The organism is Pseudoduganella sp. GW821-FHT11H04, assembly GCF_058807935.1.
Genome location: NZ_JBXARE010000002.1, coordinates 662,230 through 678,361 on the forward strand (window position 1 = coordinate 662,230; position 16,132 = coordinate 678,361).

Sequence of the window (16,132 nt, forward strand, 5' to 3'; positions counted from 1 at the left end):
CACGAACTGAAGGCGTGGCTAACGAAGTAGAAGATTACGCTGGACGATTGCCTGGTCTGCATGGAATCGACTGGGGTTTATAGCGAGCCAGTCGCCACGGGCCTACATGCGCTTGGCTTAACGGTGAGTATTGTGAATCCGGCACGCATCAAAGGCTTTGGCCAAAGCGAGCTGGTGCGCAATAAGAACAATGGCATCGATGCTGCCTTGATTGCCAGATATTGCGCCATGATGCACCCCGATCCATGGGAGGCACCGCCCCCTGAACAGCGCCGGCTAAAGGCCTGGTGTGATCGTCTAAGGGCCTTGAAGGACATGCGTCTGCAAGAGGAGAATCGAATCGAAGCGTGCAACATTGCTGCGAATGCCGAATTGGTTGCTCATATCCAGCAGCATGTGATTTGGCTAAATTCTCAAATAAAACAGATAGAGCACGATATTGACGATCATATCGATCGGCATCCCAACCTGAAGCGCGATGCAGAACTAATGACCAGCATTCCGGGTATTGGCAAGACTACTGCCGCTGTAATGCTAGGCCATGTGGGTGACATGCATCGATTCACTAGCGCGAAGGCTTTAGCCGCCCATCTTGGAGTGAGCCCTCGGCAGCGAACTTCAGGCATAGCTGTGCGAGGTCGCACGACCATGAGTCGAACAGGAAATCGTGCGACTCGAAGCGCGCTCTACATGCCAGCTGTCGTGGCAAGCCATCCCGGCATGACTCAAACCAAGGCGCCTCTCATAATCCCGGTCCGGTTCACTCATCGGTGCAGGGTACCCGGCTGTCTGTTCGGGAAGGTACACAGTCGAAACAATGCGAACGATTTGGCAAGAGTTGCGGGCAATTCTCAAAAGGTGGGCGACTCGAACAAGCTTAAGGGTGTAGATTGAAGAAATGTCCAGGCGAATCGATCATGTCACGGCGGGGAAAATGTCGGCTGCGCTCGCCGCCCGGGCTGCATTCGGGGATCGGTTCGCCCTACATTCAGCGCACCTCTCTGGCCTGCTGTTTCCCCTGGTCGAGGCGGTATTTTTGCGGCCTGCCTGGAAAACACGCGAGCGGAATGCCTCTTCAGGAAGGGTACCTGATCGCCGCATCTCTGCTGACCGTGCATCGTTCGTCAGTGTTCCGCAGGCGAAAGCCATGGGGCGGGATGATCACCGGCCCGATGCAGAGGCGCTGTAGTACGACGAGCATAGCCATTGAGCCGACTGGCTTCGAAATTAGGGCGTACACTTGCACAGTATGATTAAACAGGAGAGCCGTCATGAACGACTCCGGACCGGAATCCTCCTTCCTTGGGCTTCCCCTGAGCGCGGAACAGGAATCTGAGATACAACACTATATTCACCGGCGACTGAGGCGCGGGCTGCAACCTGATGTGGAAGAACTGCGTGGCATGCTCCATGACATGCTGGAGCCTCCGATTGAGGAGCGCCGATATGGTGACATTGAGGCTGCGGGGCCACACTCTGATGCAGAGCGCGCTGCTGGCAGGGTCGATAATGATGGCGACCCGATCACCGCTCATGAAGAACGAACTGCTGCGCGTGAAGCGGAAGCGATGAAGCACTCAGCCACGTAATCCTGGTGGACCAACGAAGCAACGCCCGACGCGTCGCGTTTCCCAACTGTTGTCACGCCAAATTGCTGCGCTGAACCGAATGGGGCTGTGCAAGGAAAAAACATGGAGAGCACTGGTGACCCTGTCGTAAATGGAGAATCGGACGAGCGCTTGGCTGCGCAGTTCGAGGTTTCGTTCGATGGAAAACGCTACACATTCCGGCAGTATCACTACGACCAGTTTCGGGATGCGTTGCGCTATGCCATCGCAGAGCACGGGAAAGTTGGGTTTCTGAAAGATGAAACATTCCAGCCACGCTGGCTGGCCGCATACCAACCAAGCGACGAAGACCAAGAGATGATGAAGCTGCATGGTATCGCTTATGGCGAAGGCCATTACCTGTATGGCGGCCATCGCTACGGTCAATTGTGTGATGCGGTGGCCTTTGCTGCTCAACGTCTGAAATCGTAGGCCCATGGCCATAAAGGAGTGGCAGGATGACGACGAGCTTGCAGTGGATGGCGGAAGGGGTCTTGTCATGCACCTGGCGGCAATTGCTGCTCATTGGGCTGCTGACAACGCATGGCACCATCGTTGCTGTGACTGTGTATTTGCACCGGTGCCAAACGCATAGGTCGCTAACGCTGCACCCGGCAGTCGCACATTGCTTTCGCTTCTGGTTATGGCTGACGACTGGCATGGTGACCCGCGAATGGGTCGCTGTGCATCGCTGCCATCATGCTCACTGCGAGACCGAAAAAGATCCGCATAGTCCACTGGTGGCCGGCATCAACGAGGTCCTGTGGCGCGGAGCGGAAATGTACCAGAAGGCCGCAAGCGATCCGTCGCTGGTTGATCGCTACGGTGGCGGTGGGCCGGATGACTGGCTAGAGCGGCGAGTCTATGGTCGATTCACCTGGCAAGGCGTGGGCTTGCTGTTGCTCATTGAGCTGGTTTTGTTTGGCGCACCGGGACTAACGCTGTGGGCCTGCCAGATGATGTGGATTCCTTTTATGGCAGCCGGCGTCATCAACGGGCTCGGGCACTACGCGGGCTATCGCAATTTCGACTGCCGGGAGGCCGCGACCAATATCCTTCCTTTTGGCCTGCTGATTGGCGGCGAGGAGCTACACAACAACCATCACACGTTTCCGACTTCTGCAAAATTCTCAGTGCGCTGGTTTGAGTTAGACATAGGCTGGGTGTACATCAGCCTCTTGCGGAGCTTCCGTCTGGCATCGCCCCGGCCGCCCGCAGCACGATTGACGCGATGTGCAGGGCAGTTCGTGCCGACCTTGGCCACGTTGCGGCTGGTGCAGGGTAATCGTGCACTACTGACACGCGAGCTGACAGGCTTGACGCTCCAGGTGTTTCGGGCCGAGCGTAAGTCAATGGCGAAACTGATTCCGCAGGCGATCCTGGCGCAGGTAAAAGGATTGTTGGGGCGAGCACCATGCCGGCTTACTGGTGCGCAACGCATGGACCTGGAGCGGGTGGTGGTACACAGTGCACGGCTCAATGCCATCCATCTGGCGCGGCAAGCATTCGAGATACTGTGGGAGCCATCGCTGGCTACGCAAGAGCAGTTGTTGAGCGGGTTGCAGACCTGGTGTATCGAGGCGGAGCGTTCCGGCCCGCGTTCCCTGCAACGATTTGCCCGGCATCTGGCAAGTTATGGATAGTAGCCATGAATCTCGCACTTTTGCACTCGGCTGCGTGTCGGGACTTGCTCAATGAGGGAGAACTGGAGGACGCCGTGCGCTACTGCGTGGCGCAGGGGGTTGAACCACCCGTGCCGCCATGTTCCGAGTTCTCCCCTGATTATGACCGGTGCGTGGAGCTGGCGAAGGAGACATTGTCGGATTACGGTTGGTGGGAAAAACGGTTGAAGGTCCGCGGCGCGCGTTTCCGACGTCAGGCGGGAAAGCAATAGAGCGCGAAGCCGGATGCCGTGTCGTGAGATTGCCCACGCAAATGGTGGGGAAATCTGCGTGACCAATCAATGTCAGCTAATCCGTCGTCGCAGAGGGATTCGTAGCGCGCGCCTGTTCTAATGACGCTTGCCGGAATCGTGGCCTTCGTCTTTATCGGGCTTGTTAGGCTTGTCAGGACGTCCGCGTTCCTCGTTATGTCCGCGAGGCGGCGGCCCCTGATCATGGCGGAACTCTTCCCGCGCAGCCTGACGTTCATGCTGAACAGGCCGACTCTCGCGCGGTGGCGACTGCCGGTTCTCCTGCAAGCGTTCACGTTCCATTGGCCGCATGTTCTGCGGTTCGGGGGCGCGAGCTAATGGAGTTCGGTCCCGATCACGATCCCGCTCGCGGTCCCGGGACTGGTGCGATGGACTTGGCCGTGCCGGCGGCTGGTTGGCCGCATCGGCGGCATGCGCCTGCCATTTCTGGCGTACTTGCTGGTCACGCGGCGCGTACCTGTAGTGCTGTTGGGAGAGTTCTCGTCGCTGCACTTCATTTGGATAGTTGGCCCGTGTGTAGCGTTGCTGATAGCGTGGCAGCGGGGCCGGGGCAGGGGCTGCGGCGCGATTCCATCGCTGCCAGTTGGGGTGCCGGCGCGACCAGTCCGGGCCCCATACGCGGTCCCATCGAGGTGGTGCAGTCACGGCCCAACTACTGAATATTACGGGCGGATAGCGGTAATAACGCACGGGAACGCGCAGTATGAAGAGCGGCACGCTGTCATAGCCTACAAGATCCCAAGGGCCGTCGTACCAGCGGCTGGCATACCATTCGTCGTCCACGTAGACCCAATAAAGTCCATCGTAGAAGAAGTAGTTGGCGTGCAGGCGAGGCGCGTAATACACCGGATAGCCGGGAATTCGCTGCATGACGGGATATTGGACAACGTTTATGGATACGTTGACGCTTGCGTTCGCATGTAGCGGCATGAAGTTCAGTGCCGTCAATACGACGATGGTGAGTAGTTTGCGCATGACATTCCCCTTTCGAGCGGGGTTGTGGCGGGCCAGCTTGGCTGGCCGAGGCCACAATGATGCTAGTTTAGGTCGGGACTAATTGTTGTGTCCGTACGGTGGCGCACTGTTGCGTTACTGCTGGGGTTACTCGTCGTCAAATTCAGAAGCCAGATCCTTGAAGCCCTGCCGCACGGCGAAAGGCAGGAACTCGTCAGGTGTATCGAGCACGATCAGTCGCCGTTCCTGAATGACCGGATCGCCGGCAGACAGATCGGGTCCTGTATAGCCGAGTGAGCGCAAGCGTGCGCTGATTTCACTGATCAGTTTTTTGTCCCTGTGCAGGCCGTCGGTAGCCCCGGCGACAAGATCGACATAAACGTCAACTACCCCGTAACCTTCATCGAAGATACGGATGGATTTTATGTCGACATTGCGGCCGCTGCCGTCGCTTGCTTTGAATGGGCCGCTGAGTTGGATATCGGTGTCTTGGTTCATGCCCGAAGCATACACCATCTGCCTCGTGGGGCTTCGGCACGCGGGGCGCTTCGCGGCTCATTCAATTCAGAATTGCTGGTTGCGCGCCACGATTTCGCCCGGCGAGCTGAGTAGGAAGATATTGTCGTTCAGCGTGTCGTCCTCGCCTTTGAGATGATCAAATGATTTGAGCGTGGGGAGCAGGTCGCGTACGAGCGACTGCTGGATCGGCGTCTTCTTTTCCGACGTCAGCTTGCCCAGAGTGAAGGTGAACACGTGCTCCGACTGGCTCGCTGTCCGATCCAGACCGGCCATTGCCAGCTTGCCATACTTGTATTTCAGCGACACGTTACTGGAGGCGCTATCGTCGATGCGGTGGTAGTCATAGTTCTGGGTCGCCGGAGTCCCGTCGAAAAATGGTGGAGTGGATTTTCCAATGGCCGTGTGGTACTCGGCGCTCAGGTGCGATTGCTGGGTTTGTCCTACGCTGCGCTCGTCGTGGTTCTGGCCAGCGATTTTGGTCGTCTGCGAAACATCATAGGCGAAGGTGTCCTGCTGCTGCAGCCTGAGGGGATTGCTGGATTTTGGCGTCTGGGTAAGCGATGCACTGAAATCCGACAGGCCAGTCAGCGCAGCATGGTCGTCGGCGTTCAGCCGCCACTTGGATATTGCGCGCAGATACTCTTCGGGTTCTTCGGCAGTGGCGGTGCGATTCATGTCGGAGAATGCGTCCTTAAACATGGACATCAGTTTCTTGTCACCGTGTCCACGCGAGACTGCCTGGTCGAATTGGGCCAGGTAGTTGTTAATGGCTTTTGACTGCTGCTTTTTGGTGCCCAGGTGCTCGATATCGCTCGTGTCCACATTCACTTCAGCTTTTCCATCCGGGCCGCCGATGCTTACCTTGCGCGACATGTCGTCGATGTGGAAGTCCAGGGTCTGCGATGTGGAATCCGGGTCCGCAACTTCTGCATGGAAGTCGATGGCGTCCACGAATTTGTTATCGAACTGGGTCAGGGCGCTTAAGCGGACTTGCGGGTCCGTTCCCGTCATGCCGTCGATGGCCGCCTGGAAGCCCTGCGCGAGATCGGACAGCGCTTTGCGCTCATCTGGATTCAGTTCCGCGCTTGTGCTGATCTGGTAGATCATTTCGTCATTGACATTGGCCAGCGTCAGGTCGACCAGGACGCCGCTCTTTGTTGTGATGCTTAGTGTGAACTTGTTATCTACGTTCAGCGGCAATTTGCCATGTTCCAGGGGAATGACGGCGCCGGCGCCGAATTGCGCGAGCATTTCCGCGCCAAGGTCTTTGTAGCGCTGGCTGGTTGAAACGGGGGCAGATGCAGCAGCGATACCCTCTGGGCTCAGCGTGACGATGGACGAAGGCTGGAGCGACGCAGCCGCGTCGAGCTTGGCCACGACCGGGTTGATGTTCCGGCCAGAAGTCGGGGCGGCATAGCGGGTAGCTGGTTGCCAGTTTGAGAAACTTGATATTGAGTTCATGCCGGTTTAACGGCTCGCCATTAACGAAACTTTAATTAGTGAAAAATGTGTTCCCCTTCTTGGGAAAGGAAAAGCGTGCTACGCTAGCGTTGCTTTCGAGGAAATGTTTTTTCGTGCCCGTTTTGCCATCCGCAGCGGGCGGTTCCAAAGTCCTGGCATGCCGCAGCTACCCGCTTTAAGCTCGCCAGGATTGATCCTGCGTCACCATCGCAATTGAAGGAATCTGAATGAGCAAGGGCGAACCACTTCGCCTGCACGTGCCCGAACCTACGGGGCGTCCAGGTTGTGCAACTGATTTTTCCTATCTCCGCCTGTCACCGGCGGGCGCCGTGCGGCGGCCCGAGGTCGATGTGGCGCCAATGGATACGCGCGATCTCGCGTACTCCCTGATCAGCGTGATCGATGCCGAGGGTAATGCCGTCGGACCTTGGGTACCGCAAATTGATATCGAAACTGTGCGCAAAGGCCTGCGGGCCATGATGAAGACGCGCATCTTCGATAGCCGCATGCTGATGGCCCAGCGCCAAAAGAAAATGTCGTTCTACATGCAGAGCCTTGGCGAGGAGGCTATCGGCACCGCGCAGGCGCTTGCACTGAATGTGGACGACATGTGCTTCCCGACCTATCGTCAGCAAAGCATTCTTGTTGTGCGCGACTATCCGATGGTGGATATGATCTGCCAGCTGATGTCGAACGAACGTGATCCACTCAAGGGCCGTCAACTGCCTGTCATGTATTCGGTGAAGAAGGCAGGTTTCTTCTCGATCTCCGGCAACCTGGCGACGCAATACATCCAGGCCGTCGGCTGGGGCATGGCGTCTGCGATTAAAGGCGATACCAAGATTGCTTCGGCATGGATCGGCGACGGCGCCACGGCGGAGGCGGATTTCGATACCGCTCTTACTTTCGCCCACGTGTATCGCGCGCCTGTCATCCTCAACGTGGTCAACAACCAGTGGGCCATCTCGACTTTCCAGGCGATCGCCGGTGGCGAGGACACTACCTTTGCAGCGCGCGGCGTCGGTTGCGGCATCGCTTCGCTGCGTGTTGATGGCAATGACTTCCTGGCCGTGTACGCGGCATCGCAATGGGCCGCCGAACGGGCACGCCGCAATCTCGGGCCATGCCTGATCGAATGGGTAACCTACCGCGCGGGCCCGCATTCGACATCGGATGACCCATCGAAGTACCGTCCTGGCGATGACTGGACGCATTTCCCATTGGGCGATCCGATCGCGCGCCTGAAGCAGTATCTGATCAAAGCCGGCGCGTGGTCCGAAGCGGAACACGAGGAAACGCAAAAGCGCCTGGAAGCGGAGGTGTTGGCCGCGCAGAAGGAGGCCGAACAATACGGCACCATGGCCAGCGGCCATACCTTCAGTCCAGCCGAAATGTTCGATGGCATCTATAAAGAGCTGCCGGAACATTTGCGCGTACAACGTCAGCAACTGGGGATCTGATATGGCGGAAAACAATGTGAAAACCTCCATGACCATGATCCAGGCGCTGCGTTCGGCGATGGATGTGGTAATGGAGAAGGATGAAAACGTCGTGGTCTTCGGCCAGGACGTAGGCTACTTCGGCGGCGTGTTCCGCTGCACCGAGGGCCTGCAAAAGAAGTACGGGAAATCCCGCGTCTTCGATACGCCGATTTCGGAAGGCGGTATTGTCGGCGTGGCAATTGGCATGGGTGCGTATGGCCTGCGGCCGTGCATCGAGATTCAGTTTGCCGATTACATTTATCCGGCGTATGACCAGATCGTGTCCGAGGCGGCGCGCTTGCGTTACCGTTCGGCGGGCGATTTTACCGCGCCGATCACCATTCGTACTCCTTGCGGTGGCGGTATTTACGGCGGGCAGACACACAGCCAGAGTCCAGAGGCGGTGTTCGCCCACGTCTGCGGTTTGCGCACCGTAATGCCATCGAATCCTTACGACGCCAAGGGGCTGCTGATTTCGTCGATCGAGTGCGACGATCCGGTGATCTTCCTTGAACCAAAGCGCCTGTACAACGGGCCGTTTGATGGACACCACGATAAACCAGTCGTGCCTTGGTCGCAAAATCCCTTGGGTGAAGTGCCGGAGGGTTACTACACTGTGCCGCTGGATAAGGCGGCGATCTTCAGGCCGGGTAAGCAGCTTACCGTGCTGGCTTACGGCACCATGGTGTGGGTATGCGAGGCGGCGGCGCGCGAGACGGGAATCGACGCTGAAATCATCGACTTGCGCAGCCTGTGGCCGCTGGACCTGGACACCATCGTGGAGTCGGTCAAGAAGACTGGCCGCTGCGTGGTGGTGCATGAGGCGACGCGCACTTGCGGCTTCGGCGCGGAACTGGTGTCGCTGGTGCAGGAACATTGCTTCTACCATCTGGAAGCGCCAATTGAGCGTGTGACGGGCTGGGATACTCCCTATCCGCACGCGCAGGAATGGGCGTATTTCCCTGGGCCGGCGCGCGTTGGCGCGGCGTTCAAACGTACGGTGGAGGCATAAGGATGGGTATTCACGTCATCAAGATGCCTGATATTGGCGAGGGCATCGCAGAAGTTGAACTGGTCATGTGGCATGTCAAAGTGGGCGATGCAGTCAGCGAGGATATGATCCTGGCGGACGTCATGACCGACAAGGCCACCATTGAGATTCCATCGCCGGTACATGGCACCGTGGCCATGCTTGGCTGCGCTGCCGGCCAGGTAATGGCTGTTGGGGCGGATCTGATTCATATTGAAGTGGAGGGGGCGGGGAACCTGAAGCCGCAGGCCGCTTCCGCTGCGGCGGCCGCACCGGCCAAGCCTGCGGCGCAGGCCCCGGCTCCGGCTCCGGCTCCTGCCGCTGCGGCAGCCGCGCCAGCGTCCAGCAAGCCTTCCGCAACGCCGGTAGCGGGAACGCCGTCGGGTCACGCGGCACACGCGAGCGCGCCTGCGTCCTCCCGCGTGGCGCGGGAGCTGGGCGAACGTCCGCTGGCGTCGCCTGTGGTGCGCAAGCGTGCATGGGACATGGGCGTTGAGCTCCAGTACGTACATGGCAGCGGCCCAGCCGGCCGCATCCTGCAATCCGACCTGGATGCCTACGTTGCTCGGGGCGTACAGGGCGCCCCTTCAGCTGCACTGGGCGGCTACCGCGAGGTCCACAGCGAGCAAACCATTCCCCTGATCGGCCTGCGCCGTAAGATCGCGCAGAAGATGCAGGAAGCAAAGCGCCGCATCCCGCACTTCTCGTATGTCGAGGAGGTTGACGTTACCGAGCTTGAGAACCTGCGTGTCCGCATGAATGAGCAGTGGGGCAAGGAGCGCGGCAAGCTAACCGTGCTGCCTTTGCTGGTACGCGCCACGGTGGTTGCGCTGCGCCAGTTCCCGCAAATGAATGCGCGCTTCGATGACGATGCCGGCGTCGTGACGCAATATGGCGCCGTTCATCTCGGTGTCGCGACCCAGACCGACTCCGGCTTGATGGTGTCAGTTTTGCGCCATGCCGAGGCACGCGACCTGTGGTCCAGCGCTGCGGAGATCGGCCGCCTTGCCGACGCAGCGCGCACGGGCAAAGCCACACGCGATGAGTTGTCGGGTTCCACGATCACCATTTCCAGCCTGGGCCCATTGGGCGGGATCGTCACCACGCCAGTGATCAACCATCCGGAAGTCGCCATCATCGGCGTCAACAAGATCGTGGAGCGGCCTATGGTGCGCAACGGTGCGGTGGTCATTCGCAAGATGATGAACTTGTCGTCCTCGTTCGACCATCGCGTTGTCGACGGCATGGACGCCGCCCAGTTTGTGCAAGCCATTCGCGCCTTGCTCGAATGCCCAGCCATGCTATTTGTGGAGTAACCGATGAACCAACACACAACTACGCTGCTGGTAATCGGCGGCGGTCCTGGCGGCTATATCGCGGCTATCCGCGCCGGCCAGCTTGGCATTCCAACCACTCTCATCGAAGCGGGAGAGCTAGGCGGCACTTGCCTTAATGTCGGCTGCATTCCGTCCAAGGCGCTGATCCACGCGGCGGAAGAATTTGAAAAGGCCAGCCATTTCGCCAGCGGTTCGGCGCTTGGCATTTCGGTGCAGGCGCCGCGCATCGACATCGGCCAGACGGTGCTGTGGAAGGACGGCATCGTCGGACGCCTGACCGGCGGTGTAGCGGCGCTACTGAAGAAAAGTGGCGTGCGCGTCGTCAAGGGCTGGGCCAATATCGTCGATGGCAAGACCGTCGAAGTGATCCGCGACGGCGAAAGCCCACAGCGCATCGGCTGCGAGCATTTGCTGCTGGCCACCGGTTCGCACGCCACCGAATTGCCCTTCATGCCGTTCGGTGGAAAGGTGATCAGCGCTACGGAAGCGCTGTCGCCCAAGACCGTCCCGGGCAAGATGGTGGTCGTTGGCGCCGGATATATCGGCCTCGAGCTGGGAATAACCTATGCCAAACTGGGCGCACAGGTGCACGTGGTGGAGGCGCAAGATCGCGTGCTGCCAGCATATGACACGGAGCTGACCCGCCCGGTGGCCAACGCTTTGAAGAGCCTGGGCGTCGAAACCCACCTTGGCTGCTCGGTCCTCGGCCTGGACGAAAAGGGGGCAGCTGTACGCATCCGTAATGGCGCTGGCGAAGAGTCGGCCCTGGCAGCGGACCAGGTGCTCGTCGCAGTGGGCCGTCGTCCAAGCACGCGCGGCTTCGGCCTTGAAAAGCTGCGCATCGACATGGACGGCCACTTCATCAAGGTCGACGACCAGTGCCGCACCTCCATGCGCGATGTATGGGCCATCGGCGACGTCACCGGCGAGCCAATGCTGGCGCACCGCGCGATGGCGCAAGGCGAGATGGTGGCCGAGATCATCGGCGGCAAGCGCCGCCACTTCAGCCCCGCAGCCATTGCGGCGGTATGCTTTACCGATCCGGAAGTGGTGGTAGTCGGCGCCACGCCGCAGTTCGCGCGCGCCCAAGGCATCGATTGCATCGAGGCCATGTTCCCATTCGCCGCCAACGGGCGGGCCATGTCGCTTGAATCGAAGGACGGTTTCGTGCGGGTGGTAGCTCGCCGCGACAATCACCTGATCGTCGGCTGGCAGGCGGTCGGCAAAGCGGTGTCAGAGCTGTCCGCCGCTTTCGCCCAGTCCATCGAAATGGGTGCAACGCTGGAAGATGTCGGCGGTACGATCCACGCCCACCCGACTCTTGGTGAGGCGATTCAGGAAGCCGCGCTGCGCGCATTGGGCCACGCGCTGCATATTTGAAGGCCAGGTATGCCCAACGGGGGCACGGCGGTATTAAAATGGCCGGATGTTTGAGATTAGCCAACTTCGCTGTTTTATTGCCGTCGCTGAGGAGCTTCATTTCAGTCGCGCCGCCGAACGCTTGAATATGACGCAGCCGCCATTGAGCCGGCAAATCCAGCTGCTTGAACATAGCCTTGGCGTGCAACTGCTGGACCGCAGCAGCCGTGTGGTGCGCATGACGGCTGCTGGAAAAGCCTTCCTGCCGGAAGCGGTGCGGATCATCCGCTTGGCCGACGAAGCAGGGCTGATGGCGCGTCGGGTGGCGAAGGGGGAGCAGGGGAGCCTGGCGATCGGCTTCACTTCGGCATCCGGCTACACACTGTTGCCCGAGGTGGTGCGGCGCTTGCGCGAGCGCACCCCGGAACTTGCATTGTCATTGAAAGAGCTGGTGAGCACCGCCCAGGTGGAGTTGCTCGATGCAGGTCAACTGGATATGGCCTTGATGCGGCCATTGGCCCTGCATGGTGAATTGGTTAGCCTGCCGATTGCGGAAGAAGGATTGCTACTGGCGATTCCCGCGAACGAAGCGGACAGCTGGCCTGAGGCGCCGACATTGGCGTGCCTGCATCGCCGCCACTTCATCATGTACTCGCCGCATGAAGCGCGTCCTTTCTACCAGATGCTGACTGGGCGCTTCGAGCGTGAAGGTGTCGTGCCCGACGTTGTGGAGCATATCGGGCAGGTGCACACCATGTTGGCCCTGGTCAGCGCCGGCATTGGCGCGGCGCTGGTTTCAGAGGCTTGCGCGCGCCTGCAGTTCGATGGTGTTGTGCTGCGCAGGATGGCGACAGAGCCGGTAAGTACGGTCTGCACTTACCGGCGCGATAATGACAACCCGATCCTTCAATTGTTCATCAAAGAGATCCTGCCGACTTTTCCCGGCGCCCGCTGAATTGGTTTAACGCACGAGGCAAGGGCGCTTGTTGTCGAATTTCCAATCCGGTACCAGAAACTGCATCGCGGCGGCATCATCGCGCGCGCCCAGTCCCAGGTTCTTGTAAGCCTGGTGCGCTTTCTCCAATTCCACTTCATCCAGCTCGATGCCCAGCCCAGGTTTGTTCGGCAGGTGCACCATGCCGCCCTGGATTTTCAATGGCTCCATGGTGATGCGCTGGCCGTCCTGCCAGATCCAGTGGGTGTCGATGGCTGTGACCTTGCCCGGCGCGGCGGCGCCAACGTGGGTGAACATTGCCAGCGAAATGTCGAAGTGGTTGTTTGAATGCGAGCCCCAGGTCAGGTCAAACATCTGGCACAGCTGCGCCACGCGGACGGAGCCTTGCATGGTCCAGAAGTGCGGGTCGGCCAGGGGGATGTCGACGGATTGCAGCTGGATCGAATGCGCCATTTGCCTGAAGTCGGTGGCGATCATATTGGTGGCGGTTGGCAGGCCGGTAGCGCGGCGGAATTCGGCCATCACCTCGCGGCCGGAGAAACCGCTTTCTGCGCCGCATGGGTCTTCTGCATAGGCGAGGATGCCATGCTTGTCGCGGCAGACGCGCACGGCTTCCTTGAGTGACCAGGCGCCGTTTGGATCGAGCGTGATCCGTGCCTGCGGGAAGCGCTCGTGCATTGCGACGATAGCCTCCATTTCTTCGTTGGCGGAGAGTACGCCACCCTTCAATTTGAAGTCGTTGAATCCGTAGCGCTCACGTGCGGCTTCACACAGGCGCACTACCGCCTCTGACGTCAAGGTTTCTTCGTTGCGGACTCGGAACCAGGCGTCGCCAGCATCGGGTTCGCTGCGGTAGGCCAGGTTAGTCTTCTTGCGGTCGCCGACGTAGAAAAGGTAGCCCAGCATTTCAACTGCGTTGCGCTGGATGCCTTCGCCCAGCAGGGCGGCAACAGGAACGTTCAGGAACTGGCCCAGCAGGTCAAGCATTGCCGATTCGACCGCAGTCACCGCGTGAATGGTGGTGCGCAGGTCGAAGGTCTGGTTGCCTCGGCCGCCGGTATCCCGGTCGGCGAATGCGATGCGCATCGAGTTCAGGACGTTGTTGTATTCGCCGAGCGTCTTGCCGACGATGAGGGCACGCGCATCCTCGATGGTCTGGCGGATCTTTTCGCCGCCCGGCACTTCGCCCAGGCCGGTGTTGCCGGAGCTGTCTTTCAGGATGACGATGTTGCGGGTGAACCAGGGGCTGTGGGCGCCGCTCAGGTTCAACAGCATGGAGTCTTGGCCAGCCACAGGAACTACGCGCAGTTCGGTGACGATAGGGGCGTTGGTAAAGGAGGTATTCATGATTCCGAATTATTTGGTGAGTGATTTAACGAGATTGACGCGTTTGATGTCGCCGACAACGAACAGGTAGCAGGCAATCGCCAGTGCGGCATTGGCGCCAACGTAGATAAGTGCGCCGGAGAAGGACCCGGTAGCATCAACGATGTAGCCAATCACGATTGGGGTCGTGATGCCGGCGGTGTTGCCGAAGGTGTTGAACAGGGCGCCACTGAGGCCGCCAGCCTCTTTCGGCGATGTGTCTGAGACGACGGCCCAGCCCAGCGCCCCGACACCTTTGCCGAAGAAGGCCAGGGACATGACGGCGATAACCAGCGTGTCGGTGGCGATGTAATTGCAGGCGATCATGCTCATCGACATCAGCATGCCGAAGACGATCGGCACTTTGCGCGACACCGACAGCGAATATCCGGCCTTTGCCAGGCGGTCCGACAGCCAGCCGCCGAATATGCCGCCGAGGAAGCCGGCGATGGCAGGCAGCGAGGCGACAAAACCAGCCTTCAGGATCGTCATGTGGCGCTCCTGCACCAGGTAGACGGGGAACCAGGTAAGGAAGAAGTAGGTCAGCGTCGTAATGCAGTACTGGCCGATATAAATCCCGAGCAGCATGCGGTTGGATAGCAGCTCCTTGATGCAGGCGACGGTGTTGACCTGTGCCGGTTGCTTGGTGCGCGCAGTGCTTTCGGCATCGACCAGGGCGCCGCCTTCCTGGATGTAGCGCAGTTCAGCGCTGCTGATACTGGGGTGGTCCTTGGGGCCGTAAATGGTTTTCAGCCAGACGAAGGCCATCACGATACCGAGTGACCCCATCACATAAAACACGCTATGCCAGCCAAAGCTGTGCACAAGCCAGCCCATGATCGGCGCAAACAGCACGGTTGCGAAGTACTGCGCCGAATTGAATACCGCCGCGGCCAGGCCGCGTTCATGGGTGGGAAACCAAGCCGAGGCAATCCGGCTGTTGCCTGGGAAGGAGGGCGCTTCCGCTGCCCCGACCAGCATGCGCAAGGTGAATAGCACCGCCACCGCGGCACCGCCGGTCACAAAGCCCGCCGCGCCGGTGAACAGGGTGAAGGTCGACCACAGGAAGATGCTGAAGAAATAGGTGATTTTGGAGCCGAAGCGGTCAAGCAGCCAGCCGCCCGGCAATTGGGCGAGGACATAGGACCAGGCGAATGCCGAGAAGATAAAGCCCATCTGGACTGCTGAAAGGCCAAGCTCCTTCTTGATTTCGGGGCCGGCGATGGAAATCGTCGCACGGTCGGCATAGTTAATCGTGGTGATCGCGAACAGCATCGCGAGGATCATCCAGCGCGTACGGGTCTGGGCCTTGGCAGCGCTGACAGCATTGACAGTTGGTGCTTGTTCCACGGGTGTCTCCGGTTGTCGTTGATATGGTCGCATAGTCGTCAGAAGGTGTGGCGAATGCCGAGGTTGTAGCCGGTATTGCCGCTGCCTGACTCTGTGTTATTGGCCACCGTGTAGCCCGCGCCGTTTTGGTTGTTGATATGGGCATATGCTGCATACAGGTTGCTGCGCTTCGAAAGCGCGTAGACGTAGCCAATGCCCCAGGAATCTCCGTCCTGGTTGAAACTGGTCCTGTCGTCCTTGTGCATGGCCGAGAACAGAAGCATGCCTGCACCTAGTGGCGCACTGAAACCCAGCTTCGAGGGTGAAATAGGCGGACAGGCCGCTGCCCAAGTCCTCAGTGCCGCGGAAGCCGATGCGGGAAGCCGAGGATGCGCCGCTGGTGAGTTTGGTGACGTTGCCGCTAGCGCCGCCACGTTCGCCGACGATACCTGCATCGACGATGCCGTAAATATTGACCGAGGATTGTGCATGTGCCGCTGCGCTGCCAACGGCCAACAGGATGGCTGCTGTTTTCTTCATTGATGTCTCCATTATTTCGAAGTTGTTTCGATGTTGTTGTGCATTGATCATATGACTGGATCAATACCGCATCAAACCAAAGACTGGATTCATTAATTCACAAATTGAATCAATGGCAGTGGAGGGCCAATAGCCATCTACGGTTGAGGTAGCATTTTTGGCATTTCGCCTCCGAAAATTGACCGTTTGTCGCAATTGCCAGCCAGGAAACTCATAGCGTTCTTACAATGCTCGCTGGCCAATCCGAGCCATTCGAAAAGAG

At 59.3% G+C, this 16,132-nt stretch carries 15 protein-coding genes and 1 pseudogene; 9 read left to right on the top strand and 7 right to left on the bottom strand.

The features are described 5' to 3' along the window. The first annotated feature begins 51 nt into the window (after positions 1-51). The 4 genes from AC1RTP_RS06815 to AC1RTP_RS06830 all read left to right on the top strand — a co-directional run bounded on the left by AC1RTP_RS06815 (position 52) and on the right by AC1RTP_RS06830 (position 3,250). On the top strand, positions 52-894 hold the full coding sequence (locus AC1RTP_RS06815; protein ID WP_498605844.1) for an IS110 family RNA-guided transposase: 843 nt from the start codon (positions 52-54) through the stop codon (positions 892-894). 377 nt (positions 895-1,271) lie between these two features. Continuing rightward, positions 1,272-1,589, top strand: coding sequence for a hypothetical protein (locus AC1RTP_RS06820; RefSeq protein ID WP_498605803.1), 318 nt, complete (start codon positions 1,272-1,274; stop codon positions 1,587-1,589). 102 nt (positions 1,590-1,691) lie between these two features. Further along, positions 1,692-2,039 (top strand): hypothetical protein, encoded by a 348-nt coding sequence (locus tag AC1RTP_RS06825; RefSeq protein ID WP_498605804.1) that lies wholly within the window; start codon positions 1,692-1,694, stop codon positions 2,037-2,039. 26 nt (positions 2,040-2,065) lie between these two features. Next, positions 2,066-3,250, top strand: a complete 1,185-nt coding sequence (locus AC1RTP_RS06830; protein ID WP_498605805.1) for a DesA family fatty acid desaturase — start codon at positions 2,066-2,068, stop codon at positions 3,248-3,250. A gap of 368 nt (positions 3,251-3,618) precedes the next feature. Here AC1RTP_RS06830 and AC1RTP_RS06835 read toward each other — a convergent pair whose 3' ends face one another. From AC1RTP_RS06835 to AC1RTP_RS06845, 3 genes are all read right to left on the bottom strand, one after another. Then, on the bottom strand, positions 3,619-4,515 hold the full coding sequence (locus AC1RTP_RS06835; protein ID WP_498605806.1) for a hypothetical protein: 897 nt from the start codon (positions 4,513-4,515) through the stop codon (positions 3,619-3,621). A gap of 126 nt (positions 4,516-4,641) precedes the next feature. After that, positions 4,642-4,992 (bottom strand): hypothetical protein, encoded by a 351-nt coding sequence (locus AC1RTP_RS06840; RefSeq protein WP_498605807.1) that lies wholly within the window; start codon positions 4,990-4,992, stop codon positions 4,642-4,644. Positions 4,993-5,058: 66 nt separating this feature from the next. Beyond that, the gene (locus tag AC1RTP_RS06845; protein WP_498605808.1) at positions 5,059-6,474 is read right to left on the bottom strand and encodes a hypothetical protein; all 1,416 of its coding nucleotides are present in this window, start codon (positions 6,472-6,474) and stop codon (positions 5,059-5,061) included. 227 nt (positions 6,475-6,701) lie between these two features. On the opposite strand from AC1RTP_RS06845, the gene AC1RTP_RS06850 reads away from it, so the two are divergent. From AC1RTP_RS06850 to AC1RTP_RS06870, 5 genes are read left to right on the top strand one after another with little or no spacing between them, the layout of a single operon-like run. Then, the gene (locus AC1RTP_RS06850; protein ID WP_498605809.1) at positions 6,702-7,934 is read left to right on the top strand and encodes a 3-methyl-2-oxobutanoate dehydrogenase (2-methylpropanoyl-transferring) subunit alpha; all 1,233 of its coding nucleotides are present in this window, start codon (positions 6,702-6,704) and stop codon (positions 7,932-7,934) included. 28 nt (positions 7,935-7,962) lie between these two features. Then, on the top strand, positions 7,963-8,967 hold the full coding sequence (locus AC1RTP_RS06855) for an alpha-ketoacid dehydrogenase subunit beta (RefSeq protein WP_498605845.1): 1,005 nt from the start codon (positions 7,963-7,965) through the stop codon (positions 8,965-8,967). 2 nt (positions 8,968-8,969) lie between these two features. Beyond that, positions 8,970-10,301, top strand: coding sequence for a dihydrolipoamide acetyltransferase family protein (locus tag AC1RTP_RS06860; protein WP_498605810.1), 1,332 nt, complete (start codon positions 8,970-8,972; stop codon positions 10,299-10,301). Between the two features lie 3 nt (positions 10,302-10,304). Continuing rightward, positions 10,305-11,702, top strand: a complete 1,398-nt coding sequence (lpdA, locus tag AC1RTP_RS06865; protein WP_498605811.1) for a dihydrolipoyl dehydrogenase — start codon at positions 10,305-10,307, stop codon at positions 11,700-11,702. Between the two features lie 46 nt (positions 11,703-11,748). Next, positions 11,749-12,636 (top strand): LysR substrate-binding domain-containing protein, encoded by an 888-nt coding sequence (locus AC1RTP_RS06870; RefSeq protein WP_498605812.1) that lies wholly within the window; start codon positions 11,749-11,751, stop codon positions 12,634-12,636. 6 nt (positions 12,637-12,642) lie between these two features. Here AC1RTP_RS06870 and gudD read toward each other — a convergent pair whose 3' ends face one another. The 4 genes and pseudogenes from gudD to AC1RTP_RS06890 all read right to left on the bottom strand — a co-directional run. Continuing rightward, on the bottom strand, positions 12,643-13,983 hold the full coding sequence (gene gudD / locus AC1RTP_RS06875; protein WP_498605813.1) for a glucarate dehydratase: 1,341 nt from the start codon (positions 13,981-13,983) through the stop codon (positions 12,643-12,645). A 9-nt stretch (positions 13,984-13,992) separates the two neighbouring features. Beyond that, positions 13,993-15,384 (bottom strand): MFS transporter, encoded by a 1,392-nt coding sequence (locus AC1RTP_RS06880; protein WP_498605814.1) that lies wholly within the window; start codon positions 15,382-15,384, stop codon positions 13,993-13,995. 5 nt (positions 15,385-15,389) lie between these two features. Next, positions 15,390-15,614, bottom strand: a complete 225-nt coding sequence (locus AC1RTP_RS06885; protein ID WP_498605815.1) for a porin — start codon at positions 15,612-15,614, stop codon at positions 15,390-15,392. 79 nt (positions 15,615-15,693) lie between these two features. Continuing rightward, positions 15,694-15,921 (bottom strand): annotated as a pseudogene (locus AC1RTP_RS06890) (porin); the annotation flags it as partial. Between the last annotated feature and the right edge of the window lie 211 nt (positions 15,922-16,132).